This window comes from uncultured Algibacter sp. (assembly GCF_963976535.1).
GTDB lineage: Bacteria > Bacteroidota > Bacteroidia > Flavobacteriales > Flavobacteriaceae > Algibacter_B.
The window spans coordinates 26,389-50,461 of sequence record NZ_CAXBLF010000021.1 but is presented as its reverse complement, the minus strand read 5'-3'; the positions used below and the strand labels follow the sequence as shown (position 1 = coordinate 50,461).

General features: G+C 33.2%; 19 protein-coding genes, 2 tRNA genes and 1 other RNA gene. 7 read left to right on the top strand and 15 right to left on the bottom strand.

The genetic code is table 11. From position 1 onward, the window contains the following. Positions 1–5: 5 nt before the first annotated feature. The 3 genes from AAC024_RS07975 to AAC024_RS07965 all read right to left on the bottom strand — a co-directional run bounded on the left by AAC024_RS07975 (position 6) and on the right by AAC024_RS07965 (position 2,348). Positions 6–80: transfer RNA gene (locus AAC024_RS07975), tRNA-Pro, on the bottom strand. Between the two features lie 32 nt (positions 81–112). Next, positions 113–200 (bottom strand) — tRNA-Ser (locus tag AAC024_RS07970). Positions 201–293: 93 nt separating this feature from the next. Then, entirely contained in the window at positions 294–2,348 is a 2,055-nt protein-coding gene (locus AAC024_RS07965; RefSeq protein ID WP_339894755.1) for an HDIG domain-containing metalloprotein, read from the bottom strand. Positions 2,349–2,629: 281 nt separating this feature from the next. Between AAC024_RS07965 and AAC024_RS07960 the strand changes: the two genes are divergently transcribed. Together AAC024_RS07960 and AAC024_RS07955 are read left to right on the top strand one after the other, a co-directional pair. Beyond that, positions 2,630–3,808 (top strand): acetyl-CoA C-acyltransferase, encoded by a 1,179-nt coding sequence (locus AAC024_RS07960; RefSeq protein WP_339894754.1) that lies wholly within the window; start codon positions 2,630–2,632, stop codon positions 3,806–3,808. 128 nt (positions 3,809–3,936) lie between these two features. Then, positions 3,937–4,686 carry a C40 family peptidase gene (locus AAC024_RS07955; RefSeq protein ID WP_339894753.1) on the top strand — a complete coding sequence of 250 codons (750 nt, stop codon included), beginning with the start codon at positions 3,937–3,939 and terminating at the stop codon, positions 4,684–4,686. A 53-nt stretch (positions 4,687–4,739) separates the two neighbouring features. On the opposite strand, the gene AAC024_RS07950 is transcribed toward AAC024_RS07955, so the two are convergent. Both AAC024_RS07950 and gyrA read right to left on the bottom strand, forming a co-directional pair. Further along, positions 4,740–5,993, bottom strand: coding sequence for a tetratricopeptide repeat protein (locus AAC024_RS07950; RefSeq protein WP_339894752.1), 1,254 nt, complete (start codon positions 5,991–5,993; stop codon positions 4,740–4,742). Positions 5,994–6,010: 17 nt separating this feature from the next. Further along, positions 6,011–8,551, bottom strand: a complete 2,541-nt coding sequence (gene gyrA, locus AAC024_RS07945) for a DNA gyrase subunit A (protein WP_339894751.1) — start codon at positions 8,549–8,551, stop codon at positions 6,011–6,013. Positions 8,552–8,812: 261 nt separating this feature from the next. Here gyrA and AAC024_RS07940 point away from each other — a divergent pair, with 261 nt between their 5' ends. Beyond that, complete coding sequence (locus AAC024_RS07940; RefSeq protein WP_339894756.1) at positions 8,813–11,359, top strand: ATP-dependent Clp protease ATP-binding subunit; 2,547 nt, start codon at positions 8,813–8,815, stop codon at positions 11,357–11,359. Between the two features lie 152 nt (positions 11,360–11,511). On the opposite strand, the gene AAC024_RS07935 is transcribed toward AAC024_RS07940, so the two are convergent. Continuing rightward, entirely contained in the window at positions 11,512–12,927 is a 1,416-nt protein-coding gene (locus tag AAC024_RS07935; RefSeq protein ID WP_339894750.1) for an MFS transporter, read from the bottom strand. Between the two features lie 167 nt (positions 12,928–13,094). After that, the gene (locus tag AAC024_RS07930) at positions 13,095–13,913 is read right to left on the bottom strand and encodes a M48 family metallopeptidase (RefSeq protein ID WP_339894749.1); all 819 of its coding nucleotides are present in this window, start codon (positions 13,911–13,913) and stop codon (positions 13,095–13,097) included. A 201-nt stretch (positions 13,914–14,114) separates the two neighbouring features. Here AAC024_RS07930 and msrB point away from each other — a divergent pair, with 201 nt between their 5' ends. Further along, complete coding sequence (gene msrB / locus AAC024_RS07925; RefSeq protein ID WP_339894748.1) at positions 14,115–14,597, top strand: peptide-methionine (R)-S-oxide reductase MsrB; 483 nt, start codon at positions 14,115–14,117, stop codon at positions 14,595–14,597. Positions 14,598–14,612: 15 nt separating this feature from the next. Continuing rightward, complete coding sequence (locus tag AAC024_RS07920) at positions 14,613–15,164, top strand: DUF1572 family protein (protein ID WP_339894747.1); 552 nt, start codon at positions 14,613–14,615, stop codon at positions 15,162–15,164. Positions 15,165–15,228: 64 nt separating this feature from the next. On the opposite strand, the gene AAC024_RS07915 is transcribed toward AAC024_RS07920, so the two are convergent. Beyond that, the gene (locus AAC024_RS07915; RefSeq protein WP_339894746.1) at positions 15,229–16,161 is read right to left on the bottom strand and encodes a nuclear transport factor 2 family protein; all 933 of its coding nucleotides are present in this window, start codon (positions 16,159–16,161) and stop codon (positions 15,229–15,231) included. 111 nt (positions 16,162–16,272) lie between these two features. Further along, complete coding sequence (locus AAC024_RS07910; protein WP_339894745.1) at positions 16,273–17,556, bottom strand: NAD(P)/FAD-dependent oxidoreductase; 1,284 nt, start codon at positions 17,554–17,556, stop codon at positions 16,273–16,275. A 251-nt stretch (positions 17,557–17,807) separates the two neighbouring features. Between AAC024_RS07910 and lpdA the strand changes: the two genes are divergently transcribed. Next, positions 17,808–19,184, top strand: a complete 1,377-nt coding sequence (gene lpdA, locus AAC024_RS07905) for a dihydrolipoyl dehydrogenase (RefSeq protein WP_339894744.1) — start codon at positions 17,808–17,810, stop codon at positions 19,182–19,184. A gap of 132 nt (positions 19,185–19,316) precedes the next feature. Here the strand turns inward: lpdA and AAC024_RS07900 are convergent, their stop codons facing one another. After that, positions 19,317–19,796 (bottom strand): hypothetical protein, encoded by a 480-nt coding sequence (locus AAC024_RS07900; RefSeq protein WP_339894743.1) that lies wholly within the window; start codon positions 19,794–19,796, stop codon positions 19,317–19,319. A 45-nt stretch (positions 19,797–19,841) separates the two neighbouring features. Next, the gene (gene aroQ, locus AAC024_RS07895; RefSeq protein ID WP_339894742.1) at positions 19,842–20,255 is read right to left on the bottom strand and encodes a type II 3-dehydroquinate dehydratase; all 414 of its coding nucleotides are present in this window, start codon (positions 20,253–20,255) and stop codon (positions 19,842–19,844) included. Positions 20,256–20,385: 130 nt separating this feature from the next. On the opposite strand from aroQ, the gene xerA reads away from it, so the two are divergent. Next, complete coding sequence (gene xerA, locus AAC024_RS07890) at positions 20,386–21,297, top strand: site-specific tyrosine recombinase/integron integrase (RefSeq protein ID WP_339894741.1); 912 nt, start codon at positions 20,386–20,388, stop codon at positions 21,295–21,297. A gap of 271 nt (positions 21,298–21,568) precedes the next feature. Here the strand turns inward: xerA and rny are convergent, their stop codons facing one another. The 4 genes from rny to AAC024_RS07870 form a co-directional block, all read right to left on the bottom strand. Further along, positions 21,569–23,143, bottom strand: coding sequence for a ribonuclease Y (gene rny / locus AAC024_RS07885; protein ID WP_339894740.1), 1,575 nt, complete (start codon positions 23,141–23,143; stop codon positions 21,569–21,571). 101 nt (positions 23,144–23,244) lie between these two features. Beyond that, positions 23,245–23,375: non-coding RNA, 6S RNA (ssrS, locus tag AAC024_RS07880), on the bottom strand. Positions 23,376–23,430: 55 nt separating this feature from the next. Further along, positions 23,431–23,724 (bottom strand): cell division protein ZapA, encoded by a 294-nt coding sequence (locus tag AAC024_RS07875; protein ID WP_295986895.1) that lies wholly within the window; start codon positions 23,722–23,724, stop codon positions 23,431–23,433. 15 nt (positions 23,725–23,739) lie between these two features. Next, the gene (locus tag AAC024_RS07870) at positions 23,740–24,030 is read right to left on the bottom strand and encodes a hypothetical protein (RefSeq protein ID WP_339894739.1); all 291 of its coding nucleotides are present in this window, start codon (positions 24,028–24,030) and stop codon (positions 23,740–23,742) included. Positions 24,031–24,073 lie beyond the last annotated feature (43 nt).

Below are 24,073 nucleotides of genomic sequence, written 5' to 3'. Positions count from 1 at the left end.
TTTTGTCGGGGTGGCAGGATTCGAACCTGCGGCCTCCACGTCCCAAACGTGGCGCGATAACCGGGCTACGCTACACCCCGAATTGATTATCAATATCTATTAAAAAAATTTGCGGAGAGACGGGGATTCGAACCCCGGGTACCCTTTTGAGGTACGACGATTTAGCAAACCGTTCCTTTCGGCCACTCAGGCACCTCTCCAATACTGCTTTAAGAACATCACATTTAAATGCGGATGCAAATGTAAGTTTTCATCTTAAAGCAAACAACTATTTTATTTAATTTTTTTCGATTTTATTCAGGATATTCTATCCTTAAATGATAAATATTTGCAAGCTTGTGTTTTAGTACTTTTTTTATGGATTCAATTTCTTTAAAAGTAATATTTGCGTTTAAAAATTGTCCTTCTTCAATTTGCTTATTTATAATATTTTCAACAAAGGACTCTATCTTTGTAGATGTTGGTTCTTTTAAACTTTTAGATGCCGCCTCAATACTATCGCACATCATTAAAATAGCGGTTTCTTTACTAAATGGCTTAGGTCCAGGGTAACTAAAATCTGCTTTATCTACTTCAGTATCTGGATAATCCTTTTTCTCTTGCACGTAAAAATAATACACTACACTTGTGCCATGATGTGTCCTAATAAAATCTATAACTCTATCTGGTAAATTATTTTTTCTAGCTATCTCAATACCATTAATAACATGATCCGTAATTATTCTTGCACTTTCTTTTGAGGATAACTCATCATGGGGATTGATACCAGTAGATTGATTTTCAGTATAGTATGTAGGATTCTTCATTTTACCAATATCATGATACAAAGCTCCTACCCTAACCAACATGGCGTTTGCACCTATTTCATTTGCTGAAGATTCAGCTAAATTTGCTACGTTTAATGAATGATGAAAGGTTCCTGGTGCTTTATTTGACAACTCCTTAAGCAACTTGGTATTTGTATCAGAAAGTTCTAAAAGAGAAACATCTGAAACCAACCCGAAAAGCTTTTCATAAGCATAAATTAAAGGTTGAACAAACAAGGTGGCTAATCCACCCAAGATAAACCATATAAATGTTTCCCATTTAAGTGTTTCAATACTGCCTTCATGAATTACAAAAAATGCAAAATAAGCTATAATATAAATGAGCGTTATTTGCCCTACTGAAATAAACAGATTAGCTCGCTTGTACAACTCTGAAACGGTTAGAATAGTTACAATACCTGCTATTATTTGCAGAAACATATACTCATAGCTATTAGGCACTATAAAGCCCAATAAAAGCACGGTAAGAACATGAGCAAATAAACCTAATCTCGCATCAAAAAACGCCTTAAACACCAACGGTAATATAGAAATTGGAACAATGTAAATGTATTTTGCATCATAATTTACTACTAGCGTAGTAATGAATATCATCAATGAGATATTAAAAAAGATGAATGTGACTTTTGTGTTATTCTCAAAAACCTCTACCCTGTACTTTCTTAAAAACAAGAGTAACATTAATAATACTAAAGCAACTAGTAAAGTATATGCAAATAATACCCAATTATAGTTAGCTTCATTCCAAACTTGAGATTCGTATTCAGACTGTAAAGATTTTAGAATTTGATATTTATCGCCTTCAACCACTTCACCTTTAGACACAATTAAGGTTTCCTTTGCAATACTTCCTCTGGTAAAAGAAATTCTGCTTAATTCATCTTGAATTGCTTTATCTGTAAATATTTTATTAAATGTTATGTTAGGCTCAATCAAATCGAAACACAAGGCAACAAATTCTGTTTTATAATTCGACAAATTGTTTTTGCCTAATATGTTTTCTATAACCGCTGTAACATCGTTTTGTTCTATCAAGCTTGAATAAAAACCATCTAGTATTTTTTCTCTTCCATCAAGAATAACAACGGTTCTGTCTTTAGAAAAATCGAAATCCTCACTTAAAACACCATATTTATATAACTCTGATACAATATTTTTACCTGTTTTGAATAATTTTTTAGAAATACTGTTTGGTAAAGTATCAGAAAAAGTTGCCTTAAACTGTTCTTCGTAAGCATCATTAACCTTTTTATGTATAGAATTATCTAAATCAAAATATAGCATGGCATTATCGATAATGCTCTTTTTTTCTAATGCTATTTCTTCATCAGTCTTTTTAATTGCAAAATCAAAAGGTGCCTGCAAACTTTCAGACTGCCATGGTTTCCCATTTTCAAAATTATATTTAAACTTTCCGCTTTTAGGAAATAGGTATACAATTAAAAGTGTTGTACATATAAATAACAGTCCTTTATAAATTAAGGAATGGTTTCTATATAGTTTATTTATGAAGTCTTTCATCTAGAAATCAAATGTAATAAATTTATAAGCTTTTACCATTTTTTATAAACATCTAATCTTTCAAATTTCTACTAAAAAATCATTATTTTCGCAATGAACTTATCTTAACTTTTTTTTTAAACCGAAAAGTTTGGCTTTTGTACACTAATAAAATCTTTTTTTTAAACATAGCCTAAGTTACGTTGTCAAAAAAGAGTGAAATTTAGAGTGCAAAATGTAAATTTTGCAGGTAAAAGAAAAAGCTAAGACAAGTTCAATAACTATACTAAAATGTTAGATTGATGAATAGAGAAGTCGTTATTGTTTCTGCTGCAAGAACTCCAATAGGAAGTTTTTTAGGCGCTTTATCAACTATTCCTGCTCCTAAATTAGGTGCTATTGCGATAAAAGGCGCTTTGGATAAAATAAATTTAAAACCCGAGTTGGTTGAAGAAGTCTTAATGGGTAATGTTGTACAGGCTGGCACTGGACAAGCACCTGCAAGACAAGCTGCTATTTATGCCGGCATACCAAATACTGTACCTTGCACAACTATAAATAAAGTTTGCGCTTCTGGTATGAAAACCGTTATGCAAGCTGCTCAGTCTATTGCTTTAGGCGACACTAATATTGTTGTTGCTGGTGGCATGGAAAATATGAGTCTTATTCCACACTATTTATACGCTAGAAGCGCCACAAAGTTTGGACCAACTACATTAATTGATGGTATGCAGAAGGATGGCTTAGTTGATGCTTATGATCAAAACGCCATGGGTGTTTGTGCTGATGCCTGCGCTACTAAATATGAGTTTTCTAGAGAAGCACAAGATGCTTATGCTATTCAATCGTATAAGCGTTCTTCTGAGGCTTGGGAAACAGGTAAATTCAATAATGAAGTAGTTCCTGTTGAAGTTCCTCAACGTCGTGGAGAACCTCTAATTGTTGTTAAAGATGAAGAATACACCAATGTTAGGATGGATAAAATACCTCAGTTACGACCAGCTTTTACAAAAGATGGCACTGTAACTGCAGCCAACGCATCCACTATAAATGATGGTGCAGGCGCTATGATTTTAATGAGCAAGGAGAAGGCAGAAGAACTGGGCTTAAAACCTTTAGCAACTATAAAGAGTTATGCAGATGCAGCTCAGGAACCTGAATGGTTTACAACTGCTCCTGCAAAAGCTTTACCAAAAGCACTTGATAAAGCTGGAGTTAAAATACAAGATGTTGATTTTTTTGAATTTAATGAAGCCTTTGCTATAGTGGGTTTAGCTAATATGAAAATTTTAGGCCTTACTGATAAAAATGTTAACGTTAATGGTGGCGCTGTTTCTCTCGGACATCCGCTTGGATGCTCAGGTGTAAGAATTCTGATTACTTTATTAAATGTTTTAGAACAAAATAATGCTAAAATTGGTGCTGCTGCAATTTGTAATGGTGGTGGTGGTGCATCAGCAATGATTATAGAACGCTCTTGATATTATATATTGTTATTATTTACTAGTTATGAAACATTTAGCGAACTTAATATTAAATTATTTAAACCCATTTTTGATTTATAAAATGCATAAATAATTAATAGAAATAGTCAATAGATATTAACTTTATGCAATACGGTATTTGTAATTTAAGCATTGTTCCGCTTCGAGATGAACCTGCAGACACTAGCGAATTAGTTTCGCAAGTGATTTACGGTGACTTTTTTAAAATTTTAGAGCAACGTAAACAATGGAGCAAAATTAGATTGGCTTTTGATAAATATGAAGGTTGGGTGGATAACAAACAATATGTTGAAATATCTGAAGACCAATATAAATCTCTCAATAAAGAAACACCCAAATTGTCAACGGATTTAGTAGAATTTATTGAAGATGAAAACAAACAATTATTTCCAATTACTATTGGATCTAGTATAAATGGTCTTTCCCTATTGAAGCATAAATATGATGGCCATTCAATTGACAGAATAATTGAAAAACCCAATATAATTATAACCGCATTTACTTTTCTAAACTCGCCATACTTATGGGGCGGAAAAACACCTTTTGGAATTGATTGTTCTGGTTTTACGCAAATGGTTTACAAATTAAACGGTTATAAATTATTGCGTGATGCATCACAACAAGCCACACAAGGCGAAGCATTAAGCTTTATAGAAGAAAGTGAACCAGGTGATTTGGCTTTTTTTGATAACAGCGAAGGCGCTATTATTCATGTTGGCATCATTATGAAAGACAACTATATTATACACGCTCACGGCAAAGTTAGAATAGATCGTTTAGACCACTCTGGCATATACAATGTTCACAAAAACAGACATACACATAAACTACGTGTTATTAAAAAAGTAATATAAAAAATGCCGCTCATGAGCGGCATTTTTTATATATCAATAAACTGAAATATATTTTACTCGTCGCCTGCCATGGCATCCAATTTAGCTCCAATCTCTTTTGCTTTTTCAGTATCACCTAAAGCATTATAGATGTTTTTTAACTGTAGTAAAATATTAGAATTAGCATCTGTGTTTTTTGCCATGAAATTAATTAAAACATCTGCTCCATTTTGAAAAAGGGCATTTTTTTCAACCTTCAATTTTTTATATTTAATATCATCAGATTTACTCATTCCTAATTTACCCATATCTTCAATGACAACATTCCCCTTTTCAATAAATAAATTTGAAAGGTTTAAAGCAGCATTAGTAAACGAAGGGTCTAGAGCCAATACCTTCTCATAAGAAGCTTGAGCTTTATCCATATCTCCATTATTCATATTAACAACTCCAACATTATAATGTAGTACTGCGTTTTCGGGGTCTTTTGCAAGCGCCTCTTCAATTAACGCCTTAAATTTATCTTTATCATCTAATTGCAAATAAATATTAGCCTCATTTACAATCAAGTCAACATTCTCAGGATTTTCAGCTCTAGCATCTTTTATAGCATCAAGTGCTTTCTCATTATCGCCATTAGATATATATATTAATGCTACATTTTTAACAATTTCTGGCTTTTTAGATTCTGTTAAACGTTCTCCTGGTTTAATATGGCTTCCAGCTTTAACGTATAAATCCCTCGTACCTTTATCTAAAACAACTTCTTTACCAGACTCCTTGTCAGTGGCAAAATATTGCTTATCAATCCCTGTATAACCTAAGTTTTTAAGTTCTTCATATAAGCCTAAAGCTCTGTCGTACTCTTTTACACTTACAGCTGTAGATGCAGCATAGTAAAGAAATAAGGTATCTACTTCAGTAATTCTGTATGCCTTTTCAAAATACTTTGAAGCTTTTGAATAATCCTTTTTTTCATAAGCCGTGTTACCTGTTGTTAATACGCCATTAGACATCGTTTGTTTTAACTGCTTAATTTCTGAACCATAAGCGCCTTCAACATTCCCTAAGCTTTCAATAGCTAAATCAATATCGGCTATTGATCCTTTACCATTTGCATACAATGCTTGCCCTTTTAAGTAATAAAATTTTGCTTTTAATTTGGCGTCCATGGCAGACATTAAGCCCTCTGCTTGATTAATGGCCGCTTTAGCCTCTGCATAATTGTTGTTCTTAATAGCTTTTTCAGCAGTTTTCAATTCTTTTTTTTGTGCAAATGAAAATGCACTTATTGAAAACGCTAAAGCTATGATTAATTGTTTTTTCATTTTAAATAATATTAAGTTTAATTTTCAGTGTTATTATCGTCTGTATTATTATCAATAGTTGTGCCATCTTCTGAAACATCAGTGTTTTCAGCACTCTCAACATCTTCTACTTCATCTTCATCATGCATCACTTTTGCAACAGCGGCTATAGAATCATTTCCTTTTAAGTTAATTAACTTAACCCCTTGAGTAGCTCTACCCATAACTCTTAAATTTTTAACAGCCATACGAATAGCAATTCCAGATTTGTTAATAATCATTAAATCATCATCATCAGTTACATTTTTTATAGACACTAAGTTACCTGTTTTTTCGGTAATAGAAATGGTTTTTACACCTTTCCCTCCACGATTGGTGATACGGTAATCTTCTAAACTAGAACGTTTACCATAACCATTCTCAGACACTACAAGCACATCGCTTTCCATATCATCAACAGCAATCATACCAATAACTTCATCAGTTTTTTCATTTTGTAAACGAATACCTCTTACTCCAGAAGCACCTCGACCCATAGGTCGTGTTTTAGCTTCTTCAAAACGAATGGCTTTACCAGATTTTAATGCTAACATCACTTGGCTTTCACCTGTAGTTAATTTTGCTTCTAATAAAACATCATCATCTTTAATTGTTATAGCATTTATACCATTTGTTCTTGGACGTGAGTATTGCTCAAGAGATGTTTTCTTAACCTGGCCTTTTTTTGTCGCCATGATTACATAATGACTATTAATATAGGCATCATCTTTTAAATCTTGAGTACATATAAAAGCCATCACTTTATCATCTTGCGCAATATTTATAAGATTTTGAATAGCTCTCCCTTTTGAGGTTTTACTTCCTTCTGGTATTTCATAAACACGCATCCAGAAACATTTTCCTTTTTGAGTAAAGAATAACATATATTGGTGGTTTGTTCCAACAAATAAATGTTCTAAGAAATCTTCGTTTCGTGTTGTTGATGCTTTTTGACCAACTCCACCTCTATGTTGTGTTTTATATTCTGTTAAAGATGTACGCTTAATGTACCCTGCATGCGAAATTGTGATTACCACTTTTTCGTTAGGAATCATGTCTTCTATACTTAAATCACCTCCTGCATATTCGATAACCGAACGACGCTCATCACCATATTTATCTCTAACAACTTCTAATTCACCTTTAATGATATCCATTCTACGCTCTTTCTTATCTAAGATATCTTTAAGATCAATAATGGTTTTCATTATTTCTTCATACTCCGTACGTAATTTATCTTGCTCTAAACCTGTTAACTGACGCAAACGCATCTCTACAATAGCTTTCGCTTGAATTTCAGAAAGCTTAAAACGCTCAATTAAATTATTTCTAGCTTCATCAGCATTTGAAGATGCTCTGATTATTTTTATTACTTCATCTATATTATCAGAAGCAATAATTAGTCCTTCTAAAATATGAGCTCTTTCTTCCGCTTTACGTAATTCATAAGTAGTTCGTCTTACTACAACTTCATGCCTGTGCTCAACGAAATAATGAATCAATTCTTTTAAGTTCAACATCTGTGGACGTCCATTAACTAATGCAATGTTATTCACACTAAATGAAGACTGTAACGCCGTGTACTTAAATAATTTATTTAATACGATATTTGGAATAGCATCACGTTTTAAAACGTACACAATGCGCATTCCGTTTCTATCAGATTCATCACGCATAAGCGAAATACCTTCTAGCTTTTTATCGTTTACCAAATCAGCAGTTTTCTTAATCATATCTGCTTTATTCACTTGGTAAGGAATCTCGTCAACGATGATACATTCACGTCCATTTACTTCCTCTATATTGGTTTTGGCACGCATCATGACGCGTCCTCGTCCAGTATGAAAAGCCTCTTTAACGCCATCGTAACCATAAATAGTTCCACCAGTTGGAAAATCTGGTGCTTTTATATGAGTAATCAATTCGTCAATTTCAATATCGTTATTTTCTATATAAGCAATGGTTCCGTTTACCACTTCCGTTAAATTGTGAGGCGGCATATTTGTTGCCATACCTACTGCAATACCTGATGCACCGTTAACTAAAAGTCCTGGAATACGCGTTGGCAAAACTGTTGGTTCTTGTAAGGTGTCATCAAAATTCAACTTATGATCGACTGTTTCTTTATCAATATCTGCCAACATATCCTCAGATATTTTTTGCATACGCGCTTCAGTATAACGCATTGCCGCAGGACTATCGCCATCAATAGAGCCAAAGTTTCCTTGTCCATCAACAAGCATATAACGCAAACTCCATTCTTGAGCCATACGTACCATAGCGTCATAAACCGAGGTATCACCATGTGGATGATACTTACCTAAAACTTCTCCAACTATTCTTGCAGATTTTTTATGTGCCGTATTTGCTCTAATACCGAGTTCGTGCATGCCATAAAGCACACGTCTGTGCACTGGTTTTAAACCATCTCTTACATCTGGTAAAGCACGTGACACAATGACTGACATTGAATAATCAATGTACGCCGATTTCATCTCATCCTCAATATTAATAGGAATTACTTTTTCTCCTTCTGCCATAAATAATTTAATTTAGTTTTATGTGATTTTCAAAACATGCTAATATAAGAATTTCAGTAGTCATAGCAAGACTATCAAGTTTCCTTTTTCATGTAATTTATTAACAATTTAAACGACTTATTTGGTTAATAAGTATGGGCACTAAAATTTTGATTTTATAAAGATTTTTTCGTCAATTAGCAATTTACAGACAATTTTAGGTACAGTTTTTGACTTTAGTAAAATGTTTTACTATTTTTAATGCAGAAAGGACAAACGATTATGGATGATAATTTTTCCCCAAGAGTAAAAGATGTTATTGCATACAGCAAAGAAGAAGCACTGCGTTTAGGCCACGATTTTATTGGTACTGAACACTTAATGCTAGGGCTTTTGCGCGATGGTAACGGAAAAGCAATAAATATACTTAATGCCCTAGATATAGACTTAAACCATTTAAGGCGTAAAGTTGAAATATTAAGTCCTGCAAACCCAAATATTACTGTAGCTTCTAATCAAAAAAAGAATCTACACCTTACACGGCAAGCAGAACGCGCTCTAAAAACGACTTTTTTAGAAGCAAAACTTTTTCAAAGTACATCAATTAATACAGCGCATTTGTTGCTTTGTATTTTAAGAAACGAAAACGACCCCACTACCAAGCTTTTAAATAAGCTAAAAGTTGACTACGATAATGTTAAAGAACAATTTAAAATTATGATTACGAACGATAACAATTATATAGAACCAAAAGCTGAATTTCAGGATGATGATTCAAGTACTGAAGATGGTGCAACTAAAGACAATATTTTTAACCCACCAGCCGGAAAGTCTAACAAGAAGTCTAAAACACCTGTTTTAGATAATTTTGGGCGTGATTTAACAGCAATGGCTGAAGAAGGTAAGTTAGACCCTGTAGTGGGAAGAGAAAAGGAAATTCAGCGCGTTTCTCAAGTTTTAAGTAGAAGAAAGAAAAACAATCCGCTTTTAATTGGTGAACCTGGTGTTGGTAAATCTGCCATTGCTGAAGGCTTAGCGCTTAGAATTGTTAAACGAAAAGTGTCTCGTATTTTATTTAACAAACGTGTGGTAACTTTAGATTTAGCAAGCTTAGTAGCAGGCACAAAATACCGTGGTCAGTTTGAAGAACGCATGAAAGCCGTAATGAACGAGATTGAAAAAAATGATGATGTTATTTTGTTTATTGATGAAATACACACCATTGTTGGTGCTGGTGGTGCAACAGGAAGTTTAGATGCTTCAAATATGTTTAAACCTGCTTTAGCAAGAGGTGAAATTCAATGTATTGGTGCTACAACTTTAGATGAATATAGACAGTACATCGAGAAAGACGGAGCTTTAGAGCGTCGATTCCAAAAAGTTATTGTTGAGCCAACTACAGTTGAAGAAACTATTGAAATTCTTAATAACATAAAAGGAAAATATGAAGAGCATCACAATGTTGATTATACGCCTGAAGCTATAGAAGCTTGTGTAAAATTAACGAATAGATATATGACCGAACGTTTTTTACCAGACAAAGCTATTGATGCTTTAGATGAAGCTGGGTCTCGTGTACATATTACTAACATAGATGTGCCAAAGCAAATTATAGAGCTAGAAAAACAACTAGAAGATATTAAAGAAACTAAAAATGCAGTTGTTAGAAAGCAAAAATATGAAGAAGCAGCAAAACTTAGAGATGACGAAAAGCGCATTGAAAAAGAACTAGCTATAGCGCAAGAAAAATGGGAAGAAGACACCAAACAACATCGTGAAATTGTAACTGAAGACAATGTTGCCGATGTAGTTTCTATGATGACAGGCGTTCCTGTGAATAGAATTGCCCAAACTGAGATTAACAAACTTGCTGAATTACCAGACCTTATAAAAGGAAAAGTAATTGGTCAAGATGAGGCGGTTGCTAAGGTGGTAAAAGCTATCCAGCGAAATAGAGCAGGTCTTAAAGACCCAAACAAACCCATTGGTTCATTTATATTTTTAGGTCAAACTGGAGTTGGAAAAACACAGTTAGCCAAGGTTTTATCTCGTGAATTATTTGACAGTGAAGATTCGCTTGTTAGAATTGACATGAGTGAATACATGGAGAAGTTTGCTATCTCTAGACTAGTTGGTGCACCTCCAGGGTATGTAGGTTATGAAGAAGGCGGCCAACTTACTGAAAAAATTAGAAGAAAACCGTATGCTGTTCTTCTGTTAGATGAAATTGAAAAAGCACATCCGGATGTGTTTAACATGTTACTTCAAGTGCTTGATGATGGTTATTTAACAGATAGCCTAGGAAGAAAGATTGATTTTAGAAATACGATTATAATCATGACGTCTAATATTGGTGCTCGTAAGATTAAAGATTTTGGAACAGGAATTGGTTTTGGCACAGCTTCCCAAAAGGCTCAAGAAGATGCTAATACAAGAAGCGTTATAGAAAATGCTTTGAAAAAATCATTTGCTCCAGAGTTTTTAAATAGAATTGATGATGTGGTTATATTTAATGCTTTAGAAAAAGAGCATATCAATAAAATTATTGATATTGAATTAGAGAAACTTTTAACCAGGATCAAAGGTTTAGGCTACGTTTTAACACTTACTGAAAGCGCCAAAAATTATATAGCAGAAAAAGGTTTTGATAAACAATATGGGGCTAGACCTCTTAAAAGGGCCATTCAAAAATATGTTGAAGATGCTCTAGCAGAAGAGATTGTAGCATCACATCTACAAGATGGTGATCATATTAAAATAGACTTAGATACCAAAACTGATGAATTAAACATTAGTATTGAAAAAGCTGAAAAGCCTACAGAGTCTTAAGTCTAGCAAATTTTAACACTAATAAAAATCCTACTTTGATTATGAAGTAGGATTTTTTTTGAAAAACTGTAACAAATAAATTGATCAATACAGCAAATAACAGTCAAAAAAAAGCTATCCTACATCAGATTAACAGACCACTTTAATATTAATTATTCTTCTAACTTTTCTTTTGGAACACTATACTTTGGAACTCTATACAATAACACTATCCCGAATAAAAAGAAAACAAACAAGAATAAAATACCATTACGCATGCTGCCAGTAATTTGATCTATAAATGCGAAAATAACCATACCAATAACAATCCCTATTTTTTCTGCCACATCATAAAAACTGAAATAAGAAGTGGTGTCTTCTGTCTCTGGTAAAAATTTTGAATATGTAGAACGCGCTAAAGATTGCACTCCTCCCATTACCAAACCAACAAATCCAGCAGCAATATAAAATTGCATAGGTGTTTTCATGAAATAAGCGTAAAAACACAATGCCATCCAAATAAAATTAACAACAATTAGCGTTTTAATATTTCCAAATTTTGAAGATGCTCTAGCTGTTAAAAACGCGCCTAATATAGCTACCAATTGAATAACCAAAATACTTGCTATTAATCCTATTGTTTTTTCACTTTCACCTCCCCATGAAATTTCTTCTTCGCCAAAATATACCGCCACCAACATAATAGTTTGAACCGCCATACTAAACACAAAAAAAGCATACAAATAACGTTTTAACCTTAAGTTCAATTTTAATTGATTCCAAACTAGGCGCAATTCTCTTAATCCATTAAAAACAACAGCTTTTGTGACTTTATGACCAGAAGACACCCCTTTAGGTAAAAAATAAAATGAATATTGACTAAACAAACCCCACCAAACACCAACGGTGATGAATGATATTTTCATAGCTTCAAAAGATGCAGCATCTTTCACTGCTTTCAATGCCTCATTAATTTCAGCTTCTGAACCATTTTCCATTATAGAATTAGATATACTCAGATCGAACCCAAATAACTGTGGATACATCACCATTAATAAGTTAAAAATGAGTAAAAGCACACTCCCTAAATAGCCTAATGAAAATCCTTTAGCACTTATACTATCTTGTTGTTCGGGAAAAGCGATATCTGGTAAATAAGAATTGTAAAACACCAAGCTCCCCCAATATCCAATCAAACCCATAAAATAAAACAGCAAACTTAAATGTATTTTCTCTGGCGCAATATCGAACCAGTATAAACCAATACAGCCAGCACTTCCTACATAACAGAAAAATTTTAAAAAACTCTTTTTATTTCCAACATAATCGGCAATACCAGAAAGGATTGGTGATGTAAAAGCAACTACTAAAAATGTAAATGCGGTTACAAAAGTAATTAGAGCTGTACTCTTAAACTCAAACCCAAAAGCCCAAACTGTTTTTATTTGTGAGGTACTCTTAAAAAATAAAGCTGAATAAAATATTGGGAATATAGACGATGCTATGGTAAGTGTATATACAGAGTTTGCCCAATCGTAAAAAGCCCAAGCATTAAGAAGTTTTTTGCTTCCTTTTTTAAGTTGATTCATTTAATATGTTTAGCTATAATTAATACGCTTTTATCATATAATTTATGAGACTCCAACCTCAGTTGGGACTATTAAAACAAGAAAAGGTAATTTAATGTTTTAATAAAAAAGCTGCCCTTTTATGAGCAGCTCCGAAAATAATCAATATTTTCATTTATGTACCGTTTTTAATTCTTAAATGTTGTAACTCCAAACTTTTTAGCTTCTGCCTTGGCTTTTGGTGCCCATTTTGTAAGATTCGCAATTCTTGTATCGTTTGATGGATGTGTACTCATAAATTCTGGTGGCGCTTTCCCTCCGCTATTTGCATTCATACGCTTCCATAATTCAGCTGCTTCTTCTGGATTATAACCTGCTATTGCCATTAAATAAATTCCTATTTGATCAGATTCAGTTTCATGAGCTCTACTAAAAGGTAGCATAATACCAACTTGAGATCCTATACCGTAATACTGATTAAAAGCATTTCTTGATTTTTCATCTTTAATAGCAATATTACCTGCTACTGCCCCAAATTGCTGTAACATACCCGCACTCATACGTTGCTGGCCGTGGTTAGCTAAAGCATGAGCTACCTCGTGCCCCATAATAGCAGCTACCCCCGCTTCACTTTGAGCAATTGGTAAAATACCTGTATAAAACACAATTTTACCTCCTGGCATAGCCCAAGCATTAACGGTTTTATCATCAACTAAGTTATACTCCCATTTGTAATCTTTTAAATAAGCTTGATACCCATTAGCATTTAACCATCTTTCAGAAGCAACTGCTATGCGTTGCCCCACTCTGGTTATCATCTCAGAATCTTTAGTTCCTGTAATTATTTTATTTTCGTTGAGGAACTGACTATATTGAGCAAATGCCGTAGGGAATAATTGAGAATTTGGAACTAAAGCCATGGTTTTCTTTCCTGTAAAAGGATTAGTAGCACATGCTAAAACAAGAGCTACAATGGCTATTAAAAAAATTGTTTTTTTTATCTTCATCTTTCTAAGGTTTTATCTAATTCTTAAAAATACAAAAACTGTACCTTTAATCCTTAGACACTAAAGGTATTTATTTGTCACATATTATCTAAAATAAAAAACATTAAAATGAACTTAATCTGTATTTTATTTGTCTTACAATATAATGATTGTTATGTTTTATGGAACATACCGACTTAAAAATTAAAAAAACGGATACTTATGAATAAAATATTGATAGCTTTTGCCTTAACACTATTTTTTAACTGCAATACTTTAGCACAAAAAAAATCAAAGGAGACTACTAAAACCTATGAGGTCTCAAAAACTGAAGCTGAATGGAAAGCGCAGTTAACAGCTAAAGAGTTTTATGTTTTAAGACAGGCTGGCACCGAACGCTCATTTACAAGCCCGTTTAATAAAAACTACAAAGCTGGTATTTATGTTTGTAAAGGCTGTGACACGCCTCTATTTAAAAGCGAATATAAATTTGATTCTGGTACAGGTTGGCCAAGTTTTGATAGAGAAATATCAGGTAATGTGGATTTTTCTACAGATAACGATTTAGGTTACACTAGAACAGAAGAGCATTGCGCCACTTGTGGAGGACACCTAGGACATGTTTTTAATGATGGTCCAAAAAACACTACTGGTATGCGTCATTGTGTAAATGGGGTTTCTCTTAAATTTATTCCAAACGAATAAAATTACAACTGTTACATGGAAAGTTATTTAACAAGCATCATCAAACAATTTAAATTCTACAAAAGCTTAGGCGATAAAACTTTTGACCAACTCAGTTTTGATGAGATGCTTTGGCAAAGTGATGAGAATTCAAACAGTATTTCAATAATTGTTAAACATATAGCTGGTAATATGCTAAGTAGATGGACAAACTTTTTAACTGAAGATGGCGAAAAGGAATGGCGAATTAGAGATGACGAATTTATTAGTAATTTCAATTCTAAAGAAGCCGTTATTGCTGCTTGGGAAAGTGGTTGGTTTTGCTTATTTAAAGCTATTAAACCTTTGAAACCTGAAGATTTAGAAAACATTATTTATATTAGAAATGGCGGACACACAGTTACCGAAGCTATTAACAGACAATTGGCACACTACGCCTACCACATTGGGCAAATAGTATTTCTAGGAAAACTTTTAAAAGGCGAAAATTGGAAATCGTTATCTATTCCTAAAGGGGATTCATCAAAATACAACCAAGATAAATTTAGTAAAGACAAAGGACGCCGACATTTTACTGACGATTTGTAAATTTGTTAAAAGCATAAACCCTTCAAAACTTAATTTGAAGGGTTGGTTTTATAAATCTTAAAATTTATTTTGCTTTCAAGACTTGTAATGTATAATACCCAGATTCATGAGTTATTTTACCGTCATCATTAAAATTATGAGTCAACATTAATGGTAATTTTACTTTTTTACCATCAGATTTTCTAGTCATTCTAACGGTCCACCAAGACTGTGCAACTTTAGCATTTCCTAGCTCATATTCCAAATAGTCCGGATATCCATTAACATCAATACTTTCAATAGTCCAATTTTTAATCATTCCCAAAAACCCTTCTTTTTCTTCAGCTAAAGTAGCACTTTCTCCATCGGCCATATCTAAATTAGTAAAGGTCGCATCTTCAGTAAAATAGCTAAACCCTTTATCAGCATCACCATTTTCCAATGCTCCCATCATTAATCTAACCGTATTAATATTGTCATGGTTATTATAAATTGTACCATTTGTTCTAGCCGCAAAACTTCTTCTTCTTTCTGCCCATGGTAAATCATTATCATAAGTGATCATGACTTTAATTTTATTATCATCTGTCATTTGATAAAGACGATGTATTGGCATATCTAATTTAACACCTGTTTTATTATCAAGAGTTTTCAAGTGATCCCATGTTTGTACCCACACTCCCGTATCACCTTTATACTCAATAGCATCAGGATAAGCACCAGAAGTTCTGGCATAAGTAGTATAAGACCAATTTTCTTTAACCCATTTAACACTACCAACAAACCACTCCTTGTCCCTTCCTTTCGCATCCTTATTAATACTGGTGCCTTGATAAGATTTAAAATCATCGGTTAAATAACTGGCAACTTTATCTGCATCTCCAGCAAAATAAGCTTGCATCATGGCTTCAACTGCAACAATAGCTGGATGCTCATTGTAAACGGTTCCATTTTTTTTTGTTTGGGAAAACATGATGCATGTGAAAAGCATCATGGCGATAATGACATGTTTTTTCATTTTTAAAAATATTTTAGTTGGTTAATAGCTTTGAATTTAACTAAAATATCTGAAAAACAGAAAATCACTGTCCGTTTTTTTTTATTGATGACCAATAAATTATTGTACTAATTACCTTTTAAGTCTTTTCTTAAAAGGTCTAATTATTAATCGAGCTTCTCGATCAAAACGCACATAATTATATACCCAATTTACAAAAACAACCATTCTGTTTCTAAAACCTATTAGAAAAAAAAGATGCACAAACATCCAAACATACCATGCGAAAACACCTTGAAATTTATAATTTTTCAAATCTACAACCGCTTTGTTTCTCCCTATGGTAGCCATAGCGCCTTTGTCTTTATAAACAAATGGTTTCATTTGTTTTTCTTCGATGAGTTTTAAAATATTATCTCCAAGTTGATTACCTTGTTGTATGGCAGGTTGGGCCATCATTGGAAAGCCATTAGGGAATTCATCTGAAGCCATATACGCAATATCACCAATAGCAAAAATATGTTTGAAGCCTTTTACTTGGTTGAATTCGTTTACTAATATTCTGTTTCCACGCGTCACGAACTCTTCGGCGTCTAAACCTTTAATAGTTGCGCCCTTCACACCTGCAGCCCATACTAAGGTTGCCGTTTCAAAAGTTAAATCGGTGTTGGTGGTTACTGTTTTTCCGTCGTAGTTTGTAACTCGAACGTTTTTCCAAATGTTTACACCTAGCTTTTCAAGGAAATCTTCTGCTTTTGCCGAAGCCTTTTCACTCATTCCTTTTAATATACACTCATTAGATTGTACAATGTGAATTTGGGCTAAACGCGTATCTAAATCTGGATAATCTTTAGGGAGAATTCCTTTTTTTATTTCTGCTAAAGCCCCAGCAAGCTCTACGCCTGTTGGCCCACCTCCAACAATAACAAAATTCATTAAAGCATTTCGTTCATTTAAATTTGAGGTCAATAAAGCTTCCTCAAAATTTTCAAGAATTAAACTTCTTAAGTTTAAGGACTGTGGTATGGTTTTCATTGCCATACTATGCTTTTCAACTTCTGTATTCCCAAAAAAGTTTGTTATAGAACCTGAAGCTACAACTAAATAGTCGAATTTTAAATTTCCAATATTTGTTTTTACCTTGTTTTTATCTGTATCTATGGCTTCAACATCTGCTAACCTAAAATAGAAATTAGGAAAGTTTTTTAAAATTTTTCTTATCGGATATGCAATAGAATCTGGCTCTAACCCACCAGTTGATACTTGATATAACAATGGTTGAAATGTGTGATAATTATTCTTATCTAAAAGTACAACTTGTACGTCGCAGTTCGATAATTTTTTTGCTAAGGCAACTCCAGCAAAACCACCCCCAATAATTACAATTCTGGGGAAACTAATTCTAGGTATATTCATAAATAAAAGTTATTAAACCTAAGCAGCCTTCGTCTTTTGAAAACTTTTTTAACAGTTTAGAGGTTAAATCAAATATCCCGAAATAGATTCGGGATTTGTTCAACTAACTATTTTGAATTCGTCCTTTTGACTTTTCAAAATAAAGTTTCACTAAACTTGCGAAACAAAGGTAGTATAAAGACGCAAATTTATAAGTTCTAAATTCTTTATTCAAATTCGATTTTGTAAATTCGCAACTTAAACTTTAACAAATGAGTAAATACGATATTATTGTTCTTGGAAGTGGTCCTGGTGGTTATGTAACAGCTATTAGAGCATCACAATTAGGTTTTAAAACCGCTATTGTTGAAAAAGAAAGTCTTGGTGGCGTATGCTTAAATTGGGGTTGTATTCCAACTAAAGCCTTATTAAAATCTGCTCAAGTATTTGAATATCTTAAACATGCAGATGATTATGGCTTATCGGTAAAAGATTTTGACAAAGATTTTGAAGCTGTTGTAAAACGTAGTCGTGGTGTTGCAGATGGCATGAGCAAAGGGGTTCAGTTTTTAATGAAGAAGAATAAAATTGACGTAATTAATGGTTACGGAAAGATAAAACCTGGAAAAAAGGTCGATGTTGATGGAACTGAATATAGTGCCGACAATATTATTATTGCTACAGGAGCGCGCACTCGCGAGTTACCAAGTTTACCACAAGATGGAGAAAAAGTAATTGGCTACAGACAAGCCATGACTTTAAAGAAACAACCTAAGAAAATGATTGTGGTTGGTTCTGGCGCTATTGGTGTTGAGTTTGCTTATTTCTATAATTCAATGGGAACCGAAGTTACTATTGTTGAATATTTACCAAATATTGTGCCTGTTGAAGATGAAGATGTATCAAAACAATTAGAACGTTCTTTTAAAAAGACTGGAATTAATATTATGACTTCTGCTGAAGTAACCTCTGTTGACACTTCTGGAAAGGGAGTTAAGGCCACAGTAAAAACTAAAAAAGGAGAAGAAGTTCTTGAAGCCGATATTATTTTAAGCGCTGTTGGTATTAAATCTAATATTGAGAATATAGGACTTGAAGATGTAGGTATTGTAGTTGATAGAGATAAAATTATTGTAAATGATTTTTACCAAACCAACATACCTGGTTATTGCGCTATAGGAGATGTTACACCTGGGCAAGCTTTAGCACACGTTGCTTCCGCGGAAGGGATTCTATGTGTTGAAAAACTTGCAGGACTTCATGTTGAACCTATTGACTATGGAAATATTCCTGGTTGTACATATTGTTCTCCAGAAATTGCATCTGTTGGTTTAACAGAAAAGCAAGCAAAAGATAAAGGTTTAGATATTAAAGTTGGTAAATTTCCATTCTCAGCATCTGGTAAAGCTAGTGCTAGTGGAAATAAAGATGGCTTTGTAAAAGTTATTTTTGATGCCAAATATGGTGAATGGTTAGGTTGCCATATGGTTGGTGCTGGCGTTACAGATATGATTGCTGAAGCCGTTTTGGGTAGAAAACTTGAAACGACAGGACACGAAGTATTAAAAACAATTCACCCTCACCCAACTATGAGTGAAGCGGTTATGGAAGCTGTAGCTGATGCTTATGATGAGGTAATCCATTTGTAAAAAGAAACCCCTTCTAAAACCTACGGCCTCACCTAACCTCCCCAAAGGGGAGGGACTTTTACTCGGATGGAAAAAATAGTTTACAAAAAATGCGATTCATCCGAAAGCTATCGGAATTGAATCGCATTTTTTTCAGAACTTATATCCTAGCCCCATAAATAATCCATTAGGTGTTATTTCTTGAAAACCTATGGTATATTTAAGATGAACATCAAAGGCTGATGTAATATTATATGCAGTACTTAGATCAGCACGTATTTTAAGCTTATTTGTGAAAAAGTCGAAAAAATAATTAATACTTGGTCCAATCATAACATCTAAATTATTAGCCATTTCATATTTCACATAAATAGGAGCATTTATAAATTGAAAATCTTTTAAACCGATATATAAAACTTCGGGTTGGATTGAAAGGACTTCATCAATTTCAAAATCTACAAAGAGCCCTCCATAATATCCAACCTCAGCATCTTGATTAAAACCAAAACTTGATTCACTCACCTTAAAAAAGGTAAAATTCAAACCACCCTTTATACCTAAATTACTATTTGTTTGCCCTTCAGAAGACAACCAGAAAATAAAAAATACTAATAGAAACACACTGTTTTTCATATTATTTGAGTGAGTATTCCTCCCTTTGGGGAGGCTAGTTGAGGATTAAAAACTTTGAATAGCCAACTCATAACTCTGCAAACCAAAACCAAGAATAACACCTTTGGCGTTTGGAGATATAAAAGACTGATGCCTAAATTCTTCTCTATTAAACGTGTTAGAAATATGAACTTCTACAACAGGTGTTTCAATAGCTTTAATAGCATCACCAATACCTACAGAAGTATGCGTGTAAGCTGCAGCATTTAAAATGATACCATCATAACTAAACCCTACTTCTTGAAGTTTGTCAATCAACTCACCTTCTATATTCGATTGAAAATAATCTATATTGACTTTAGGATATTTTTCTTTTACTTCTTCCAAAAAGTCTGTAAAAGATAAACTTCCGTAAATATTAGGTTCTCTTTTTCCTAATAGGTTTAAGTTCGGTCCGTTAATGATGATTAGTTTTTTCATATCGTAAATGTATAAAAAAAGGAGAGCAAATCTACTCTCCCTTTAAAAATCATAATTTTAAAATAATATACACAGAATTGCATGCATACAAATCACTTCTTATTCTTGTAATTTAGTTAAATTTACAACTATGAAATGGCAAAACGCATTAAAAGACTATCAACTATATTTAAAGATAGAACGAGGATTATCTAAAAATTCTATTGATAATTATGCGCTTGATGTAAAAAAGCTCATAAGTTTTATTGAAACTAACAACATAAATCATTCTCCTTTAAATATAAACTCTGAGGCTATGCAGCAATTTATTTACGACGTTGCAAAACAGGTAAACGCAAGATCTCAATCCAGATTGATATCTGGTTTACGTAGTTTTTTTAGTTATTTAGTATTTGAAGATTATAGAAAAGATAACCCATTAGAACTAATAGAATCTCCTAAAATAGGCAGAAAACTTCCTGACACATTATCAGAGAAAGAAATTGATAGACTGATAAACGCTATCGATTTATCTCAAGTATATAATAATGTAAATATTGGACAACGCAATAAAGCAATTTTGGAAACCCTATATGGCTGCGGGTTACGAGTTAGCGAACTCATCAATCTAAAAATCTCAGATTTGTTTTTTGATGAAGGTTTTATAAAAGTAACTGGAAAAGGTGATAAACAACGTTTTGTACCCATAGTTGATATGACACAGGTATACATCAATATTTATAGAAATGAAGTTCGGAATTGCATCAAAATAAAACCTAGTTTTGAAGACACATTATTCTTAAATCATAATGGAAAACAACTTACTAGAGCCATGATTTTTACTATTATAAAACAACTTGCCGAAAAAATAGGACTTAAAAAAAACATATCGCCTCACACTTTTAGACACTCATTTGCAACACACTTATTACAAAATAATGCTGATTTACGTTCTATTCAACTCATGCTTGGACATGAAAGTATTACAACTACCGAAATCTACGTGCATCTGGATAAAAGTCATTTAACCAAGGTTGTTGAGAAATACCATCCTAGGAAATAAGTCGGCAGTATGCAGTATTCAGTCGGCAGTGTGTTCAGCAATCAAAAATCGTTAATCGTTCTTCGTTAATACAATTCTGTTGGACGTTTATAAACAAACCTTTTCTACTTAGTGTCTGGACGGAAACAGACGATTTTTATAATTTGAATTATTTTTGATGTCATTTTTGTTTAGTTTTTATGAGTTGATGCCTTAGTATCAAGCGATTAAAAATAAACTGAAAGGGCGCAAAAAGAAACAAATTTAATTTTGCTGTGTTTCCGTCCAGACACTACTTAGCAATATTAACCGCTCTAGTTTCTCTAATAACAGTCACTTTAACCTGTCCGGGATACGTCATATCTGTTTGTACTTTTTGTGAGATACTGAATGATAAATCTGCTGCTTTTTGATCATCTACTTTTTCACTTTCAACAATGACTCTCAATTCTCTACCTGCTTGAATAGCATAAGCTTTTTTAACACCGTTAAAACCGAACGCAATATCTTCTAAATCTTTTAATCGTTGAATATAACTATCTAAAACCTGACGTCTAGCGCCTGGTCTCGCTCCAGAAATAGCATCACAAACTTGAATAACTGGTGCTAATAACGTTTTCATTTCTATTTCATCATGATGCGCTCCAATAGCATTACACACCTCAGCATTTTCACCGTACTTCTCTGCCCATTGCATCCCTAAAATAGCGTGTGGCGTTTCCATATCTGCCTCAGCATCTGGCACCTTTCCAATATCATGAAGTAAACCAGCACGTTTCGCAATCTTAGGGTTTAAACCTAATTCTGCTGCCATAACACCACAAAGTTTAGCTACTTCACGCGAGTGTTGCAATAAGTTTTGTCCGTAAGACGAACGGTATTTCATTCTACCTACCATTTTAATGAGTTCAGGATTTAAATTATGAATTCCTAAATCTATAACGGTACGCTTACCAACTTCAATTATTTCTTGTTCAATTTGCTTTTGAGTTTTCTTAACGATCTCTTCAATACGCGCCGGGTGAATTCTACCATCAGTAACCAATTTATGCAATGATAAACGTGCTACTTCTCTTCGTACAGAATCAAAACAAGATAAAATAATAGCTTCTGGTGTATCGTCTACAATAATCTCAACACCTGTTGCAGCTTCTATTGCTCTAATGTTTCGTCCTTCACGACCAATAATACGACCTTTTACATCATCAGATTCTATATTAAACACAGACACACAATTATCTACAGCTTCTTCTGTACCGATACGTTGAATAGTATTTATAATTATTTTCTTAGCGTCTTGTTCAGCAGTTAATTTGGCTTCTTCCGCAGCACTTTGAATGTATGCCATCGCATCATTCTTTGCTTCTCCTTTTAAAGAATCAACCAATTGTTCTTTAGCTTCTTCCGCAGAAAGACTAGATATAACTTCTAATTGTTGTACTTGCCTTTTATGAACCTTATCAACCTCTTCTTGTTTCTTTTCAAGTAAGTCAAGTCTGTGATCGTAATTTTTAATTTTACTCTCAAGACTTTCGTTAAGTTTTTTACCTTTAGATACTTCACTAGAAATTTGAGATTCTTTATCTCGGGTGCGTTTTTCAGCTTCGGCCATTTTTTTATCACGAGATAAAATCACTTTTTCATGCTCTGCCTTAAGCTCTATAAACTTTTCTTTAGCTTGAAGCATCTTATCTTTTTTAAGAGTCTCGCCTTCTATTTTTGCTTCTTTAAGTATTAAAGTGGCATCTTTTTGAGCTTCTTTTACAAGCTTAGAAGCATTATTTTTTCCTAATGTTTTTGATATTATAAAGCCTATTATTAGCCCTAATACAACACCGCCTACTGCAAATATAATTGAGTTATCCATCTTTAATTTAGTTGATTTGTGTATAAAAAACTAGTTTGAATATGTTATTTGATAGTCAAATTAGTATATAAAAAAGCCTACACCAGTATAAAGTTTTGTATAAACTCCTTAAAAACAAGTTTAGGGCTAACAAGCTGATCAAGGGTCTGCTCGAGATACTAAAAATAAATTCAGCACTAGCAGCATGCTTTTACAACTTAAACTCACCCTTTTTAAAGAATTAACGTTGAGTTTATCAAAAAAAATAACCAATGTAGGCAGTAACTTTTTATTTATTTTAAAGAACGTTAAGAGACTAAATGTGAATGCAACAATTCGTTTAAAGCATTTAGCTTTTCTTCTACATGCTCACTTACATTTGCTTTATCAATAGACTTCTGTTCTACCTGAGATGCAAATTGTAAAGCGCACATGGCCAGTACATCTTGCTTATCTCGAACAGAATAACTTTGCTCAAACTGTTTAATCATAGCCTCAATATTTTTAGCTGCTTTTCGCAATCCTTCTTCTTGACTTGACTCAATTGTTAAAGGATACACTCGATTAGCTATAGACAGCTTTATTTTAAGCTTTTCTGACATTGAGTTTAATTAGCTTTAATCAGCGAGTTGAGCAATACAATGATCAATATCTCTAATTAATGCGTTTATTTTAAGCTTCGTCTCTCTTTTATTATCGTCACTACCAAGTATTGTATTTGCCATTTTAAGAGCTTCATACTTTTCTTCCCAACTTGCAATACGCTTTTGCTGGGTTAAATTTTCTTGCTTTGAAACATCTAATTCTTCATTTAATTTCAAATTAGCAAGTTTTAAAAGCTCTAGTTTGTGTAATACTTTACTAATCTTGTTTTCTAATGAATCTACAATATCTTCAATATTACTCATTTACAAAATTCAATACTTATCTCACAAAGTTAACATACCTAGC